The 15,459-nt window shown below is 61.3% G+C and carries 13 protein-coding genes; 6 read left to right on the plus strand and 7 right to left on the minus strand.

Going from position 1 to position 15,459, the window contains the following annotated elements; genetic code table 11:
- Window positions 1-41: 41 nt before the first annotated feature.
- Entirely contained in the window at window positions 42-2,987 is a 2,946-nt protein-coding gene (locus NE357_RS19945) for an HD domain-containing phosphohydrolase (protein WP_169431309.1), read from the plus strand.
- On the opposite strand, the gene NE357_RS19950 is transcribed toward NE357_RS19945, so the two are convergent.
- Together NE357_RS19950 and NE357_RS19955 are read right to left on the minus strand one after the other, a co-directional pair.
- Window positions 2,988-3,470, minus strand: coding sequence for a GAF domain-containing protein (locus tag NE357_RS19950; protein WP_169431310.1), 483 nt, complete (start codon window positions 3,468-3,470; stop codon window positions 2,988-2,990).
- Window positions 3,467-4,357, minus strand: a complete 891-nt coding sequence (locus NE357_RS19955; RefSeq protein ID WP_085710747.1) for an ATP-binding protein — start codon at window positions 4,355-4,357, stop codon at window positions 3,467-3,469. Before NE357_RS19955 ends, NE357_RS19950 begins: the two co-directional genes overlap by 4 nt.
- A gap of 166 nt (window positions 4,358-4,523) precedes the next feature.
- Here NE357_RS19955 and NE357_RS19960 point away from each other — a divergent pair, with 166 nt between their 5' ends.
- A complete protein-coding gene (locus NE357_RS19960; protein WP_169431311.1) occupies window positions 4,524-6,845 on the plus strand; it encodes a hybrid sensor histidine kinase/response regulator in 2,322 nt (773 codons plus the stop codon).
- Here the strand turns inward: NE357_RS19960 and NE357_RS19965 are convergent.
- From NE357_RS19965 to msrB, 3 genes are all read right to left on the minus strand, one after another.
- A complete protein-coding gene (locus NE357_RS19965; RefSeq protein ID WP_169431312.1) occupies window positions 6,829-7,290 on the minus strand; it encodes a MarR family winged helix-turn-helix transcriptional regulator in 462 nt (153 codons plus the stop codon). The genes NE357_RS19960 and NE357_RS19965 overlap by 17 nt on opposite strands.
- Window positions 7,287-7,772 carry a glutathione peroxidase gene (locus tag NE357_RS19970; RefSeq protein ID WP_085730592.1) on the minus strand — a complete coding sequence of 162 codons (486 nt, stop codon included), beginning with the start codon at window positions 7,770-7,772 and terminating at the stop codon, window positions 7,287-7,289. The genes NE357_RS19965 and NE357_RS19970 overlap by 4 nt, the downstream gene beginning before the upstream one ends.
- A gap of 101 nt (window positions 7,773-7,873) precedes the next feature.
- Window positions 7,874-8,269: a peptide-methionine (R)-S-oxide reductase MsrB gene (gene msrB, locus NE357_RS19975; protein WP_085730678.1), complete on the minus strand. Its 396-nt coding sequence runs from the start codon at window positions 8,267-8,269 to the stop codon at window positions 7,874-7,876.
- Between the two features lie 225 nt (window positions 8,270-8,494).
- Between msrB and NE357_RS19980 the strand changes: the two genes are divergently transcribed.
- Both NE357_RS19980 and htpX read left to right on the plus strand, forming a co-directional pair.
- On the plus strand, window positions 8,495-9,706 hold the full coding sequence (locus NE357_RS19980; protein WP_169431313.1) for a pyridoxal phosphate-dependent aminotransferase: 1,212 nt from the start codon (window positions 8,495-8,497) through the stop codon (window positions 9,704-9,706).
- A gap of 304 nt (window positions 9,707-10,010) precedes the next feature.
- Window positions 10,011-10,898: a protease HtpX gene (gene htpX, locus NE357_RS19985; protein ID WP_169431314.1), complete on the plus strand. Its 888-nt coding sequence runs from the start codon at window positions 10,011-10,013 to the stop codon at window positions 10,896-10,898.
- A gap of 54 nt (window positions 10,899-10,952) precedes the next feature.
- Here the strand turns inward: htpX and NE357_RS19990 are convergent, their stop codons facing one another.
- Window positions 10,953-11,609, minus strand: coding sequence for a thiopurine S-methyltransferase (locus NE357_RS19990; RefSeq protein ID WP_169431315.1), 657 nt, complete (start codon window positions 11,607-11,609; stop codon window positions 10,953-10,955).
- Between the two features lie 103 nt (window positions 11,610-11,712).
- On the opposite strand from NE357_RS19990, the gene NE357_RS19995 reads away from it, so the two are divergent.
- Window positions 11,713-12,480 carry a DODA-type extradiol aromatic ring-opening family dioxygenase gene (locus tag NE357_RS19995; RefSeq protein ID WP_169431316.1) on the plus strand — a complete coding sequence of 256 codons (768 nt, stop codon included), beginning with the start codon at window positions 11,713-11,715 and terminating at the stop codon, window positions 12,478-12,480.
- Between the two features lie 89 nt (window positions 12,481-12,569).
- Here the strand turns inward: NE357_RS19995 and NE357_RS20000 are convergent, their stop codons facing one another.
- Complete coding sequence (locus NE357_RS20000; protein ID WP_007955707.1) at window positions 12,570-14,243, minus strand: DEAD/DEAH box helicase; 1,674 nt, start codon at window positions 14,241-14,243, stop codon at window positions 12,570-12,572.
- A 421-nt stretch (window positions 14,244-14,664) separates the two neighbouring features.
- Between NE357_RS20000 and NE357_RS20005 the strand changes: the two genes are divergently transcribed.
- Complete coding sequence (locus NE357_RS20005; protein WP_169431317.1) at window positions 14,665-15,456, plus strand: crotonase/enoyl-CoA hydratase family protein; 792 nt, start codon at window positions 14,665-14,667, stop codon at window positions 15,454-15,456.
- Window positions 15,457-15,459: the final 3 nt, after the last annotated feature.

Here is a 15,459-nt window from a genome sequence, read left to right on the forward strand (position 1 = left end):
TGAACGCTGAGCAGTGTGTTTATCAACACGGAGAGTCCGCAATGCCCAGCCCACTGCGCCCGGAACAACGCCGGTTCCCATTGCACGTGCACATCAGCGTCATGTTCACCTTTCTGCTGTTGCTCACCGGCGTGGTGCTGGGATTGTTCAACTACCGGCAGACCACGCAGATCATTCTGTCGAGCGGCGAAAAGCTCTTCGAACGCATCGAACAGGATGTACGCGTCGATCTGCAATCGACCTATGCACCGATCCGGCACTTGTTGAGTCTGCTTGCAGACACTCCGGGATCCCGGGCAACCACCCTCGAACAACGCCTGACCTTGCTCAAGCCGTTCAGCCAGTCACTGGCGGACAATCCGGACCTGGCTTCGCTGTATCTGGGTTACGACAACGGTGACTTCTTCATGGTGCGGCCATTGCGCACCGCCTCACTGAAAGCCTTGCTCAAGGCGCCGGATGCAGCGGCGTATCAGGTCTGGAGCATCGAGCATGACGCCAGCGGCAAGGCCCGCTCGCAATCGCTGTTCTTCGACCGGGCGTTGACCGCGCTCGGTCGCACCGACAATCAGGACGACGCCTACGACCCGCGCGGCCGGGCCTGGTACACACTCGCGCAGCAGCAGGACGAGCAAGTCACCACCGAGCCCTACGTATTTTTTTCCACCCGCAATGTCGGCACTACTCTCGCCCGACGCAGCGGCGAACACGCGGTGATTGCTGCCGACCTGACCCTCGACGCGCTGTCGGCGACCCTGACCAAGCATGTGGTGACGCCGGCGACCGAAATTGTCCTCTTCGATGCCGATGGCAACGCCGTGGCGTATCCCGACAGCAGCCGGCTGATCGTCGACGACCGGACCGCCCGCCTGGCCCGGGCGGCCGACCTGAGCCCGAGCCTGCATGCCCTGTTGTCCAGTGAACACCAGAGCAATCGACTGAAAGCCGACGGGCGACGCTGGATCGTCGCCCGCAGCCACTTGCAGGAAGGCGGACCGACAGGCCTGCAGTTGGCCTTGTTGGTCCCGGAGGATGAGTTACTGGTCGATGCCTATCGCATGCGCTGGCAAGGCGCACTGATCACCCTGGCCACGTTGTTGCTGTGCCTGCCACTGGGCTGGCTGATCTCGCGGATTCTGGTCAAACCTCTGCATGCACTGGTCAGGGAGGCCGACGCAATCCGCAGTTTCGATTTCAACTTCCCGGTGACCCGGCGCTCGCTGGTGCTGGAGATCGATCAGTTGAGCCTGTCGATGGCACGCATGAAAGACACCCTGGCCAGCTTCTTTCGCATCACCGACAGCCTGACCGCCGAAACCCGCTTCGCCCCTTTGCTGCAAAGGGTTCTGTTCGAAACGGTACAGATTGCCCAGGCCCAGGCAGGCCTGATTTATCTGCGCGAAAACGATGGCAATCGCATGGAGCCTTACGGTCTGGTGATCGATGGCAGTTCCCGGACACTGGCCGAGTTCGATGTTCAAGGCTACAACCTTGATGCCACGCAAAGCCCCGAGTGGTTCGAGCAACTGGGGCGTGCCGACAACGCCGTGAGCAGCCTGGGCTTCGAACAGGCCGCCGACCTGCAAAAGGTCCTGCTGGCCATGGCCACGCCACGGGTCCATCTGATCGGTCTGCGCCTGCACAACCGACACAACGAGACGGTCGGCCTGCTGCTGTTGCTGCTCAACGACAGCGGCACCACCCTCGACCTGGAAAAGCTGCGGCCCGACCGCATCGCTTTTCTGCAGGCGGTGTCCGGTGCCGCAGCGGTGTGCATCGAGAGCCAGCGCCTGCAAGCCCGGCAAAAACAGCTGCTCGATGCGTTCATTCAACTGCTGGCCGGCGCCATCGATGCCAAGAGCCCTTACACCGGCGGCCACTGTCAGCGCGTACCGGAACTGACGCTGATGCTCGCCCATGCCGCGGCGGCCAGCGAGGCCCCGGCCTTCAGCGACTACCAGCCCACCGAAGATGAATGGGAAGCCCTGCATATCGCCGCGTGGCTGCACGACTGCGGCAAAGTCACGACCCCGGAATACGTCGTCGACAAAGCCACCAAACTGGAAACCCTGAACGATCGCATCCATGAAATCCGCACCCGCTTCGAAGTGCTCAAACGCGATGCGTGGATCAGCTACTGGCAAGCGCTGGCGTCGGGGGGTGACGAAGGACAATTGGCCCGCCTGCGCGACGCGACATTGACGGCTCTGGATGACGATTTCAGTTTTGTCGCCCGCTGCAACCTGGGCAGTGAGACCATGGCCGATGCCGACCTGCAGCGTCTTGAAGGTATTGCACAACGCACCTGGACACGCACGCTGGATGATCGCCTGGGCGTTTCATGGGAGGAAAACCGACGCCAGGCACGCACGTCGACGCCGACGCTGCCGGTCAGCGAAAGGTTATTGGCGGACAAGCCCGAGCACTTGCTCGAACGCGCCGACAGCGAGCTGATTCCGGAAGACAATCGGTGGGGATTCAAACTCGACGTCCCGCGCTACAAATACAATCGCGGCGAACTGTACAACCTGAGCATCCCCCGTGGCACCCTGACCCGCGAGGAGCGTTACATCATCAATCACCACATAGTGCAGACGATCCTGATGCTCAGCCATCTGCCCTTCCCCGGGCATCTGAACAACGTGGCGGAAATTGCCGGCGGCCACCATGAGAAAATGGACGGCACCGGTTACCCGAAACGTTTGAAGCGCGAAGAAATGAGCCTGCCGGCACGGATGATGGCGATCGCCGATATTTTCGAAGCACTGACCGCCGCCGACCGCCCCTACAAAAAGGCCAAGACTCTCAGCGAAGCGCTGGGAATCATGGCCACCATGTGCCGCGAGGCGCACATCGATGCCGAGCTGTTCGGCCTGTTCATCCGCGAGGGCCTGTACCTGCAGTACGCCAGCCGTTTCCTCGACCCGCAACAGATCGATGCGGTCGACCCCGCTGGCGTGTTGCACAAGGCGGGGCTTGCGGCGTGATCAGCAGTCGGTCAGGCGCAGGAAAATCGCCGCCAGCCGTTCGATACCGGCCTGATCGTCTGCACCGAAACGCGAAAGCTTCGGGCTGTCGAGGTCGAGCACACCGATCAGGCGACCTTCCTTGACCAGCGGCACCACCAGCTCGCTGTTCGATGCGCTGTCACAGGCGATGTGACCGGGAAACGCGTGAACATCCTCGACCCGTTGGGTCTGCAGGCTGGCCGCTGCAGCGCCACACACGCCGCGACCGAACGGTATGCGTACGCAGGCAATCTGGCCCTGAAACGGGCCGAGCACCAGCTCTTCATTACGATTGAGGTAGAAACCGGCCCAGTTCAGATCATCGAGCTGGTTGAACAGGAACGCCGAAAACTGTGCGGCGTTGGCGATGAAATCGCGCTCGTCCGCCAGCAGCGACTCCAGTTGCGCGGCCAACATGCCATAGCCTTCGAGGCCCTGGCCGCTTTGTTGCAAATCAATCATGCCTTGTGCTCCAGCAATTTGAGTCCCACCCAGTAGCGGGCGAATTGGTACGCGCAACGTCCGTTGCGGTTGCCACGGCCGGTTGCCCAGCGCACGGCGAGAATGTCCAGTTGTTCGTCGCGCTGCCAGGTCAGCCCGGCCTTGGCGGCCAACTGGCCGATCCAGTGTTCGACGACATTGAGGAAATGTTCCTGGGTGAACGGATAGAACGACAGCCACAGGCCAAAGCGATCCGACAGGGCGATCTTGTCTTCCACCGCTTCGCTTGGATGCAGCTCGCCGTCGACGCGTTTCCAGTTTTCGTTGTCGCTTTCCTTTTCCGGCACCAGGTGGCGACGGTTGGAAGTGGCGTACAGCAACACGTTGTCCGGTGCCTGCTCCAGCGAGCCATCCAGCACGCTTTTCAGTACCCGGTAATCACCCTCACCGGACTCGAACGACAGGTCATCGCAAAACAGCACGAAACGTTGCGGCAGTTTGGCGATCTGCTCCACCACACGTGGCAGGTCGGCCAGGTGATCGCGCTCGATCTCGATCAGACGCAGGCCTGCCTTGGCGTGCTCAGCCAGCAATGCCCGCACCAGCGAGGATTTGCCGGTACCGCGCGAACCCCAGAGCAGCGCATGGTTGGCCGGCATGCCGTCGAGGAACTGCTGGGTATTGCGCCCCAGCTGTTCCAGTTGCCGATCGACACCGATCAGGTCCGACAGGCGCATGTCGAGACTGACTTCCAGTGGCAGCAGGTAGCCGCTGCGTCCATCGCGTTGCCAGCGGGCGGCCAGGCAAGTGCCCCAGTCGATGACCGGGCGTGGTGCCGGCAGCAGCGGTTCGATCCGCGCCAGAACCGACTCGGCGCGCTCAAGAAAAGCATTCAATCGGGAATCCACGTCTTCTCCTCGGGCTGGTTCACAGTGATGATGGCGATACAGCGACAACCGATAGCGTTCGACACCCGTCCCGGCCCTTGTTACAAGGCGATGCGGGAACTCCGGTATCCATGCATGATCGACTATGCTTGAGCAGCGAAGGGAAACGTAAGTGGTTCAACACCCCATGGATATCAAATTCACCCACCGGCTGTCTTACAAGCAAGCCAGGCTTACCGTGCTGGTCGGGTTCATTCTGGGCACGCTGCTCAGTCTGCTGCAAATTGGCATCGATTATGCCAGTGAAGACGCCTCCATCAACCGTGAAATCCTTTCTCTGCTGGAAATCAGCCACAACCCGGCGTCACGCATCGCCTACAACATTGACGCCGAGCTCGCCCAGGAACTCACATTGGGCCTGTTGCGTTCACCGGCGATCATTTCCGCGCAACTGACCGACAACAACCAGACGGTGCTGGCCAGCGTCAAGCGGCCGGAGCTGCAAAGCGGTTACCGGGTCATCAGCGACTTCCTGTTCGGCGCCAAACGCGAGTTCGAAGACCGGCTCTATCTCGACCACTTGCCCAATGAGTCTCTCGGCACCCTGAGTCTGGAAGTGGATACCTACGCCTTCGGCAGCCGCTTCCTGCGCCGGGCCGAAGTCACGCTGCTCAACGGTTTCGCCCGCAGCCTGATCCTGACCGGCATCCTGCTGGCATTGTTCTATGTGATGCTGACCAAGCCGCTGGTGCGGGTGATCCGCGAACTCAGCGGGCGCGATCCGCGCAGTGCCGAACCGACCACGCTGGAATGTCCGGGTGGCCACGCCAACGACGAGATCGGCGTGCTGGTGAAGGTCGCCAACCAGCAGTTCGAGAACATCGCCACGGAAATCCAGCAACGGCGCACCGCGGAAAACCGCCTCACCGACTACCTCGCTCAACTCGAAGACATCGTGTCGGCCCGCACCGCCGAACTGAAGGCCATCAATGCCCGCCTCAGTCAGTCCAACGAGGAACTGGAAGTGGCCCGCAGCACGGCGCTGGACATGGCCGAAGCGCGCTCGGCGTTCCTGGCCAACATGAGCCACGAGATCCGCACCCCGCTCAATGGGCTGCTGGGGATGATCGCGCTGTCCCTCGACGGTCCGCTGACCGGCGAACAGCAGCAGCAACTGTCCATCGCCCACGACTCGGGCAAGGTGCTGGTGGAGTTGCTCAACGATATTCTTGATCTATCGAAATTCGATGCCGGGCAACTGGAGCTCGAACACATCCCGTTCGATCTGGGCTCGCTGATCGAAGACACGGCCAACCTGCTGTCGCAGAACGCCGCGCCCAGCGTCGAGCTGACGTGTCTGATCGATCCGCACTTTCCGGCGCTGGTACTCGGCGACCCGACCCGGGTCAGGCAAATCGTCAGCAACCTGCTGTCCAACGCACTGAAATTCACCCGCTTCGGCCGGGTGGATGTGCGTCTGTCGACCTGGAAGGACGGCGTGCGCATCGAGGTATGCGATACCGGTATCGGCATCGCCCAGGAAGCCCAGGTGAAGATATTCCAGCCCTTCACCCAGGCCGGGGCCGGTATCACCCGCCAGTACGGCGGCACCGGTCTGGGCCTGGCACTGACCTACAACCTGTGCGAAGCCATGGAGGGACGCCTGACGATCAGCTCCGAAGTCGGTTTCGGCAGCCAGTTCTGTGCCGAACTGCCGCTGCCCTGTCATACCCGCGCCGTCATTCCGGCACCGCTGCATGGCAACGTTCTTGCCATCTCCACAGCGGCCAGCGGCCTCTCGGAACTGCTTCGCAGCCTGCTGCCGGTCTGGGGCCTGACGTACGAACAGCGCACGATGGACGACTCGCTGATTGGCCTGAAGCCGGACATCATCATCACCGACTGCCCCGAATGCCTGTTCGGTCTGCGGCCGACCATGACGGCGCCGATCCTGCTGGTAACAGCCTACGGCAGCTTCATGCCCGGCGAAGAAGCTGCCGCCCTCGCTCCACTGCAACAGCAGGCCCGCCCACTGGCACGCAACGCGCTGTACCAGAATCTGCGCAGAACCCTGCAACCGGACATCATCACCATCGATCGTGCGCGGTTCGAAAGTACGCCGTCACAACGCCGCGGGCGGGTGCTGCTGGTGGAGGACAACCCGGTCAACCAACTGGTGGCCAAGGGCATGCTCGGCAAACTCGGCTGCGAGGTCATCGTCGCGGCCCATGGTGCAGAAGCGCTGGATCAACTGGAACACCACGAATTCGACCTGGTGCTGATGGACTGCAACATGCCGGTGATGGACGGCTACGAAGCAAGCCGGCAGATCCGCCAGAGCGGCCGCTGGCCCCACTTGCCGATCGTGGCGCTGACCGCCAACGCCATGTCCGAAGAGCGTGAACGCTGCCGGGCGGCAGGCATGAGCGACTACCTGGCCAAGCCGTTTCGCCGCGAGGAACTGGCAGCGCTGCTGGATCAGTGGATACCGACTACGACAGCGCTTTGATTTGCCCTAACAGATGGTCAAGCCCGGTGCGCAGTTCGTTGAGTCGATCCAGGTCCACACCGCTGTCGCACAGCAACCGGTCCTTCAGCGGCCCGACCTGCTCGCGCAGCGCCTGGCCCTCAGGCGTGAGGCTCAAGTGAACCTCACGCTCGTCCCGCGCCGAACGCTGTCGCTGCACCAGTTGCAACTGCTCCAGACGCTTGAGCAGCGGCGTCAGTGTCCCGGAATCCAGCGCCAGGCGCTCGCCCAGCGCCTTGACGGTCGGTTGCTCCGGTGCCGCTTCCTGCCACTCCCACAGCACCAGCATCGCCAGGTATTGCGGGTAGGTCAGGCCGAGCTGGTCGAGCATCGGCTTGTAGGCACGGATCACCGCTCGGGAGGCGGCATACAACTTGAAGCACAGCTGACTGTCGAGCTTCAGGGCATCGGTGGACAGTTCATTCATTTGAGCAGGGCTTCGATCTCGCGGCTCAAGTCCTGCGGCTTGGTGGCCGGGGCGAAGCGCTTGACCAACTGGCCGTCCTTGCCGATCAGGAATTTGGTGAAGTTCCACTTGATGCCCTGGGAGCCCAGCACGCCCGGCGCGCGTTTTTTCAGTTGCACGAACAGCGGATGCGCACCGTTACCGTTGACTTCGATCTTCTTGAACAGCGGGAAGCTGACGCCGTAATTCAACTCGCAGAACTCGCTGATCGCCCCCTCGTTGCCCGGTTCCTGCTTGCCAAACTGATTGCACGGGAAGCCCAGTACCACCAGGCCCTGATCCTTGTAGGTCTGCCACAGCTCCTCAAGGCCCTTGTACTGTGGGGTAAAACCGCACTTGCTGGCGGTGTTGACCACCAGCACAGCCTTGCCGGCGAAATCGGCCAGGGTCTTTTGCTCGCCCTTGATGGTGGTGCACGGGATGGTCAGCAGGTTATCGCTCATGGTGCGCACTCTGGAAAGTTGAGAAGCTGCAAAAATAGCGAGCAATTGAATTGTGTGCAATTCAATTATCCGACAGGCGATCCGTGGATCGCCCGCATCGGTTACTCGCGCGGCACCAGATCCAGGCACACCGAGTTGATGCAGTAACGCAGCCCGGTCGGCGGCGGGCCGTCGGGGAATACGTGGCCCAGGTGCGCATCGCATCGGGCGCACTTGACTTCGGTGCGGATCATGCCGTGGCTGGTGTCACGAATTTCGGTCATCGCGCTCTCGCCGATCGGTGCGTAGAAGCTCGGCCAGCCGCAACCGGAGTCGAATTTGGTCTTGGAATCGAACAGCGGCTCATTGCAGCACACGCAGTGATAGACACCGTCGGTCTTGGTGGCGTTGTATTTGCCCGAGAACGGTCGCTCGGTGGCACTGAGACGACACACGTTGTATTGCTCCGGGTCGAGCATCGCGCGCCATTCTTCCAGGGTCTTTTCTATCTTTTCCATCATCACACCTCAGCGGCTGAAAAAGCCCGATCTGTACCTTTTCCACGGATCGGGCGGCACGTATGATTGCGCCTCGTCACACGCCAGTCTGGCAGCGGGATCCTGCGCATTCAAACGGATTGTTGGAAACCGCCGCTCAAGACGCCTGCCTGTGTGAAGACGCAGGATTCCCAGCACGGTTGTCCATTCGCCGCCTGGATCGTTCATTTTCGGGATCACATCGCCATGCAGTTCAGCAAATCGAACAAGCTCGCCAACGTCTGCTACGACATTCGCGGCCCGGTGCTCAAGCACGCCAAACGCCTGGAGGAGGAAGGCCATCGCATCCTCAAGCTGAACATCGGCAACCCGGCGCCCTTTGGTTTCGAAGCGCCGGACGAAATTCTCCAGGATGTGATCCGCAACCTGCCGACCGCCCAGGGCTACAGCGACTCCAAAGGCCTGTTCAGCGCGCGCAAGGCCGTGATGCAGTACTACCAGCAGAAGCAGGTCGAAGGTGTCGGCATCGAAGACATCTACCTGGGCAACGGCGTGTCCGAGCTGATCGTGATGTCGTTGCAGGCGCTGCTCAACAACGGCGATGAAGTGCTGGTGCCGGCGCCGGACTATCCGCTGTGGACCGCTGCCGTGAGCCTGGCCGGCGGTAACGCGGTGCATTACCTGTGTGACGAAGGCGCCGACTGGTTCCCGGACCTGGCCGACATGAAGGCCAAGATCACCCCGAACACCAAGGCCATGGTGATCATCAACCCGAACAACCCGACCGGCGCGGTGTATTCGAAGGAAGTGTTGCTGGGCATGCTGGAACTGGCCCGTCAGCACAACCTGGTGGTGTTCTCCGACGAGATCTACGACAAGATCCTTTACGACGATGCCGTACACATCTGCACCGCGTCCCTGGCACCCGATCTGCTGTGCCTGACCTTCAACGGTCTGTCGAAGTCGTATCGCGTGGCGGGTTTCCGTTCCGGCTGGATCGCCATCTCCGGACCGAAACACAACGCCCATAGCTACATCGAAGGCATCGACATGCTGGCCAACATGCGCCTGTGCGCCAACGTGCCGAGCCAGCACGCGATCCAGACCGCACTCGGCGGCTACCAGAGCATCAACGACCTGGTGCTGCCGCAAGGCCGCCTGCTGGAACAGCGCAACCGCACCTGGGAGTTGCTCAACGACATTCCCGGCGTGAGCTGCGTGAAGCCGATGGGCGCCCTGTATGCATTCCCGAAGATCGACCCGAAAGTCTGTCCGATCCACAACGACGAGAAATTCGTGCTCGACCTGCTGCTCTCCGAGAAGCTGCTGGTGGTGCAGGGTACGGCGTTCAACTGGCCGTGGCCGGATCACTTCCGTGTCGTGACCCTGCCCCGTGTTGATGACCTGGACATGGCCATCGGGCGCATCGGCAACTTCCTCAAGTCCTACCGCCAGTAACCGGACATCGGTGCGTAACGAGCCTTTCGTTGCGCACTGTCTGATTCAGCAACACTTCTGCCCTGCCCCCTTCCGTACGCCTTCTACACTTTCGATTCGTATCGATCACGCGAGCTCGACGCAATGGCCGTGGGCCGCGCATGGCTGTCGTCCATGTCGGCTCAGGGGGTGGGAAATGTCCCGCACACTGCAGAACCCGATGTAGGACACAGTTTGAAATAGTCACCCGGTTGAATCGCCCGGTGCCGCACCTTATATACCCCGCAGTACGCTACATCTTTAGCTTGAGGAGATTTCTACAACCATGATGCGCATCCTGCTGTTTTTGGCCACTAACCTGGCGGTCGTGCTGATAGCCAGCATCACCCTGAGCCTCTTCGGCTTCAACGGGTTCATGGCGGCCAACGGGGTTGACCTCAACCTCAGTCAGCTGCTGGTTTTCTGTGCAGTCTTTGGTTTCGCCGGTTCGCTTTTCTCGCTATTCATCTCCAAGTGGATGGCGAAGATGAGCACCAGCACCCAGATCATCACCCAGCCGCGCACCCGCCACGAACAATGGCTGCTGCAAACCGTCGAGCAACTGTCCCGGGAAGCCGGGATCAAGATGCCCGAAGTCGGGATCTTCCCGGCCTACGAAGCAAACGCCTTCGCCACCGGCTGGAACAAGAACGACGCACTGGTTGCCGTCAGCCAGGGTTTGCTGGAGCGTTTCTCGCCCGATGAAGTGAAAGCGGTGCTGGCCCACGAAATCGGCCACGTCGCCAATGGCGACATGGTCACCCTGGCGCTGATCCAGGGCGTGGTGAACACCTTCGTGATGTTCTTTGCGCGGATCATCGGCAACTTCGTTGACAAGGTGATCTTCAAGAACGAGGAAGGCCAGGGTATCGCGTACTACATCGCGACCATTTTCGCCGAACTGGTTCTGGGTATCCTGGCCAGCGCGATCGTGATGTGGTTCTCGCGCAAACGGGAATTCCGTGCCGACGAAGCCGGTGCCCGCTTGGCCGGCACCAGCGCGATGATCGGCGCTCTGCAACGCCTGCGTGCCGAACAGGGCCTGCCGGTGCACATGCCTGACACCCTGAACGCCTTCGGCATCAATGGTGGCATCAAACAGGGGTTCGCCCGCATGTTCATGAGCCACCCGCCGCTGGAGGAGCGTATCGACGCCCTGCGTCGTCGCGGCTGATCAGCCCGGCTACAAACAAAAGGCCCGCAGTGATGCGGGCCTTTTTTGTGCCTGTTACTGAGCGGCCAGCCGGTACACCCGCTCCTCCAGCCTTGTCACTCCCGCCTGCAGGAACTTCCCGCTTTCGCTCAACACATCCTGTCCCTCCAGCGCCTCCACCGCCCAGTCGCCACCGAACAGCTGCTGCACCTCGCCATCTGTCACCGCAAACGGTGGCCCAGGCATCTGAGCCTGATCGTAATCCAGCGTGATCAGCAAACCACGCAAGCCCGTCGGCAGGATGCTCAGCAAATGCGCGGCATAGCGCTCGCGCATCGGCGCCGGCAAGGCAATCAGCGCGGCCCGGTCATACAGCGCCGTGCAATCAGCCACATCGCTCGCGGACAAGGCAAAGAAGTCCCCACACCACAACTCGATCGCCCCGGCCCGATAAACCTTGAAGCCACCCTCTTCGCTGATTTGCGGCTGTAGTTGCTGCTCGCGGAAGAAATCCTCGACAGCCTTCTCGGACAACTCGACACCGAGAACCCGATGCCCCTGACCGGCCAGCCACAACAGATCCAGGCTTTTCCCGCACAACGGCACCAGCACCCGCGACTGAGGCGGGATTGCCAGACCGGACCAATGTCGCTGCAAATAAGGGTTCACTTCGGGCTGATGAAAGCCGATCTGGTTCGACTCCCACTTCTTGTGCCAAAACTCCGGCTGCATGCTTCCCCCCTAAGAATTCGATCAAAAAGCATTAAAACTTATATTGGAATTAGATCAATGAACTGACTGAAGATGAACCATCTTAACGCTCAGGAACCCTTCCATGTTTCCCAGCCTGTTTATCTCCCACGGCTCGCCCATGTTGGCGCTGGAGCCCGGCGCCAGCGGCCCGGCCCTGGCGCGTCTGGCCGCCGAACTGCCACGCCCGAAAGCCATCGTCATCGTTTCCGCCCACTGGGAAAGCCATGAGCTGCTGGTCAGCAGCCATCCGCAACCGGAAACCTGGCATGATTTCGGCGGTTTCCCCCGCGCGCTGTTCGAAGTGCAGTATCCGGCACCGGGTAATCCGCAACTGGCCCAAGCGGTCGCTGAACGGCTGACCGCCAACAACCTGCCCGCGCGCCTCGATCCGCAACGGCCCTTCGACCATGGCGTATGGGTGCCACTGTCGCTGATGTATCCGCAAGCCGATATCCCGGTGGTTCAGGTCTCCCTGCCCAGCCGTGGCGGCCCGGCACTGCAGACACGTGTCGGCCAGGCGCTGGCAGGCCTGCGCGAACAAGGCATTCTCCTGATCGGCTCCGGCAGCATCACCCACAACCTGCGTGAACTGGACTGGCATGCCGGCCCGGAAAGCGTAGAGCCGTGGGCACGGGATTTCCGCGACTGGATGGTCGACAAGCTCGCCGCCAACGATGAAGCCGCCCTGCACGACTACCGCCAGCAAGCGCCGAGCGCCGTGCGCGCCCATCCGAGTGACGAGCACCTGTTACCGCTCTACTTCGTTCGTGGCGCTGGTGGTGATTTCGGCATTGCGCACCAAGGGTTCACCATGGGCGCGCTGGGCATGGACATCTACCGCTTCGGCTGACGAGCTCGGTCCCGGCTCGAATCGCAGGCAAAAAAAATCCCCGAACCAGTCGGGGATTTTTTTGTTCGATCAATCAGCCCAGAGGCGGATCAATCTTCGCGGTAGCGACGCAGCTTCAACTGCTTGCCGGCAACGCGAGTGTCCTTCAGTTTGGTCAGGAGTTTGTCCAGACCATCTTCCGGCAGCTCGACGAGGCTGAAGCTGTCACGCACCTGGATGCGACCGATGGCTTCACGCGCCAGACCACCTTCGTTGAGGATGGCGCCCAGCAGGTTTTTCGCCGCGATACCGTCACGCGCGCCCAGCGCGGTACGGCAACGGGCACGGCCTTCGCCCAGCGGCATCGGTGCACGACGCTCGCGATCACCACGGTCCGGACGATCACCGGAACGCTCAGGACGGTCGCCACGTGGCGCGCTGTTCGGCACCAGTGGGCGTTCCTTCTCGATCGCTGCCAGATTCAGCGCCTGACCATTGGTGGCCTTGCGCAGCAGAGCGGCAGCCAGGGCACGCGGGGTGCAACCGATGTCGGCGGTCAGGCGATCCAGCAGATCACCGTGAGTCGATTCGGCGTCAGCCACCAGCGGCGACAGGCTGTTGGTCAGTTTCTTGATGCGGGCATCGAGAACGGCCTGGGCGTCCGGCAGACGCACTTCGGCAACTTTCTGACCGGTTACACGCTCGATAACCTGCAGCATGCGGCGCTCACGCGGAGTCACCAGCAGCAGCGCGCGGCCTTCGCGACCGGCACGGCCGGTACGGCCGATACGGTGCACGTAGGATTCCGGATCGTACGGCATGTCCACGTTGAATACGTGGGTGATGCGCGGTACGTCCAGACCACGGGCGGCTACGTCGGTCGCCACAACGATGTCCAGACGGCCATCCTTGAGCGAGTCGATCACGCGCTCACGCTGGTTCTGGGCGATGTCGCCGTTCAACGCTGCGGCTTTGTAGCCTTTGGCGTCGAGGGCGCTGGCCAGATCCAGGGTCGCTTGCTTGGTGCGCACGAACATGATCAGAGCGTCGAAGTCTTCCACTTCCAGCAAGCTGAGAACGGCAGAGGTCTTCTGGTCAGCGTGAACCAACAGGTGAGCCTGTTCGATCGCGGTAACAGTCTGGGTCTTGCTCTGGATCTTCACGTGCTTTGGATCGCGCAGGTGACGCTCGGCGATGGCACGGATCGATTGCGGCAGGGTCGCCGAGAACAATACGGTCTGACGGGTTTCCGGCATGGCCTTGAAGATGACTTCGAGGTCGTCCATGAAGCCCAGTTTGAGCATTTCGTCTGCTTCGTCGAGAACCAGGTGGTTCACGGTCTGCAGTACTTTTTCGTCGCGACGCAGGTGGTCGCACAGACGGCCCGGAGTGGCGACAACGATCTGTGCGCCATTACGGATTGCTTTCAATTGTGGGCCCATCGGCGCGCCGCCGTAGACAGCCACAACAGTTACGCCCGGCATTTGCTTGGCGTAGGTTTCGAAAGCGGTTGCAACTTGTAGCGCCAACTCACGAGTTGGGGCCAGGATCAGAGCTTGCGGCTCGCGCTTGGACGGATCAATGCGGTGCAGGATAGGCAGGGCAAAGGCAGCGGTTTTACCGGTACCGGTTTGCGCCTGACCAATCATATCGTGACCGGCGAGGATGATCGGGATCGACTGCTGCTGAATGGCCGAAGGCTCTTCATAGCCGGTAGCGACTACTGCAGCGACAATATTGGGATGAAGTTCAAGAGCGGCGAAGCCGCCGATTTCCTGGGTCATGGGTCTGCCTCTAAGTGCATCCGCAAAGACCCATGCTCCAAAGCTGCACATGCCGTGTTGAGACTCAAGAGTCGCCCTGGCAGCTTTGTCGGCGGGGATTTGCGAAAACGAATGAATGAAAAAGAATCGTCAAGGAAGAGCCCGCAGTGCGGACGTGCAGCCGAAGCTGACTTCGGGGAATTGCGCTACCTAAACGCGGCCCGGTTAAAGGCCGGCGCGCACTATACCGGAATTTGCCCGAAAAGGGAGCTTTTTTTATCGAGAAAAAACAGTTGTCACCGCTGTGTAACGGGGTTTTGCGGATAATCGTGCGACGGTCTATTTTTCAAAGGCCCGGCCCTGCGGGCGATGGCGCTTAAACGATTCACCGATGTGCGGCATGTGGTCGCTGCACCCTTTCTTCCCCTCCGAGGAAACACCCATGAATCAGCCCTGCCCCGGCCGCGTCAGCCGCGAGCGCCATGGTCACGTGCATTTGATCGGCCTGGACCGAGCAACCAAGCGCAATGCCTTCGACCTTGACCTGCTCAACGACCTGGCCCTGGCCTACGGCGAATTCGAAGCCGACAGCGATGCGCGGGTGGCCGTGGTGTTCGGGCATGGCGAGCATTTCACCGCCGGGCTCGATCTGGTCAACGCCAGTTCCGCCCTCGCCCAAGGCTGGCAGGTGCCGCCCGGTGGTTGCGATCCATGGGGCGTGTTCGTCGGACCGAGAGTCAGTAAACCGGTGATCGTCGCCGCGCAGGGCTATTGCCTGACCATCGGTATCGAGCTGATGCTCGCGGCCGACATCAACCTGTGCGCCAGCAACACCCGGTTCGCCCAGATGGAAGTGCAGCGCGGGATCTTTCCGTTCGGCGGTGCGACTTTACGCTTTCATCAGGTCGCCGGCTGGGGCAATGCGATGCGCTGGTTGCTGACCGGCGATGAGTTCGATGCCCATGACGCCTTGCACCTGGGCCTGGTGCAGGAAGTCATGGCCAGCGAAGACTTGCTGCCTCGCGCCCTCGAACTGGCCGAACGGATTGCCCGACAGGCGCCGCTAGGCGTGCAGGCGACGCTGATGTCGGCACGTCAGGCGCGCTATGAAGGCGAAACTGCGGCGGCTAAGAGCTTGCCGCCGTTGGTGAAGAAGTTGCTGGCCACTGAAGATGCCAAGGAAGGAGTGCGCTCGCTGGTGGAGCGCAGGCCCGGCGTTTTCAAAGGCCTTTGAAGA

It is taken from the genome of Pseudomonas sp. G7(2022), from assembly GCF_052660475.1.

Coding starts and splice junctions, on each gene's coding strand:
- NE357_RS19945 (WP_169431309.1), top strand. CDS start 42: ATGCCCAGCCCACTGCGCCCGGAACAACGCCGGTTCCCATTGCACGTG.
- NE357_RS19950 (WP_169431310.1), bottom strand. CDS start 3,470: ATGATTGATTTGCAACAAAGCGGCCAGGGCCTCGAAGGCTATGGCATG.
- NE357_RS19960 (WP_169431311.1), top strand. CDS start 4,524: ATGGATATCAAATTCACCCACCGGCTGTCTTACAAGCAAGCCAGGCTT.
- NE357_RS19965 (WP_169431312.1), bottom strand. CDS start 7,290: ATGAATGAACTGTCCACCGATGCCCTGAAGCTCGACAGTCAGCTGTGC.
- NE357_RS19970 (WP_085730592.1), bottom strand. CDS start 7,772: ATGAGCGATAACCTGCTGACCATCCCGTGCACCACCATCAAGGGCGAG.
- msrB (WP_085730678.1), bottom strand. CDS start 8,269: ATGGAAAAGATAGAAAAGACCCTGGAAGAATGGCGCGCGATGCTCGAC.
- NE357_RS19980 (WP_169431313.1), top strand. CDS start 8,495: ATGCAGTTCAGCAAATCGAACAAGCTCGCCAACGTCTGCTACGACATT.
- htpX (WP_169431314.1), top strand. CDS start 10,011: ATGATGCGCATCCTGCTGTTTTTGGCCACTAACCTGGCGGTCGTGCTG.
- NE357_RS19990 (WP_169431315.1), bottom strand. CDS start 11,609: ATGCAGCCGGAGTTTTGGCACAAGAAGTGGGAGTCGAACCAGATCGGC.
- NE357_RS19995 (WP_169431316.1), top strand. CDS start 11,713: ATGTTTCCCAGCCTGTTTATCTCCCACGGCTCGCCCATGTTGGCGCTG.
- NE357_RS20000 (WP_007955707.1), bottom strand. CDS start 14,243: ATGACCCAGGAAATCGGCGGCTTCGCCGCTCTTGAACTTCATCCCAAT.
- NE357_RS20005 (WP_169431317.1), top strand. CDS start 14,665: ATGAATCAGCCCTGCCCCGGCCGCGTCAGCCGCGAGCGCCATGGTCAC.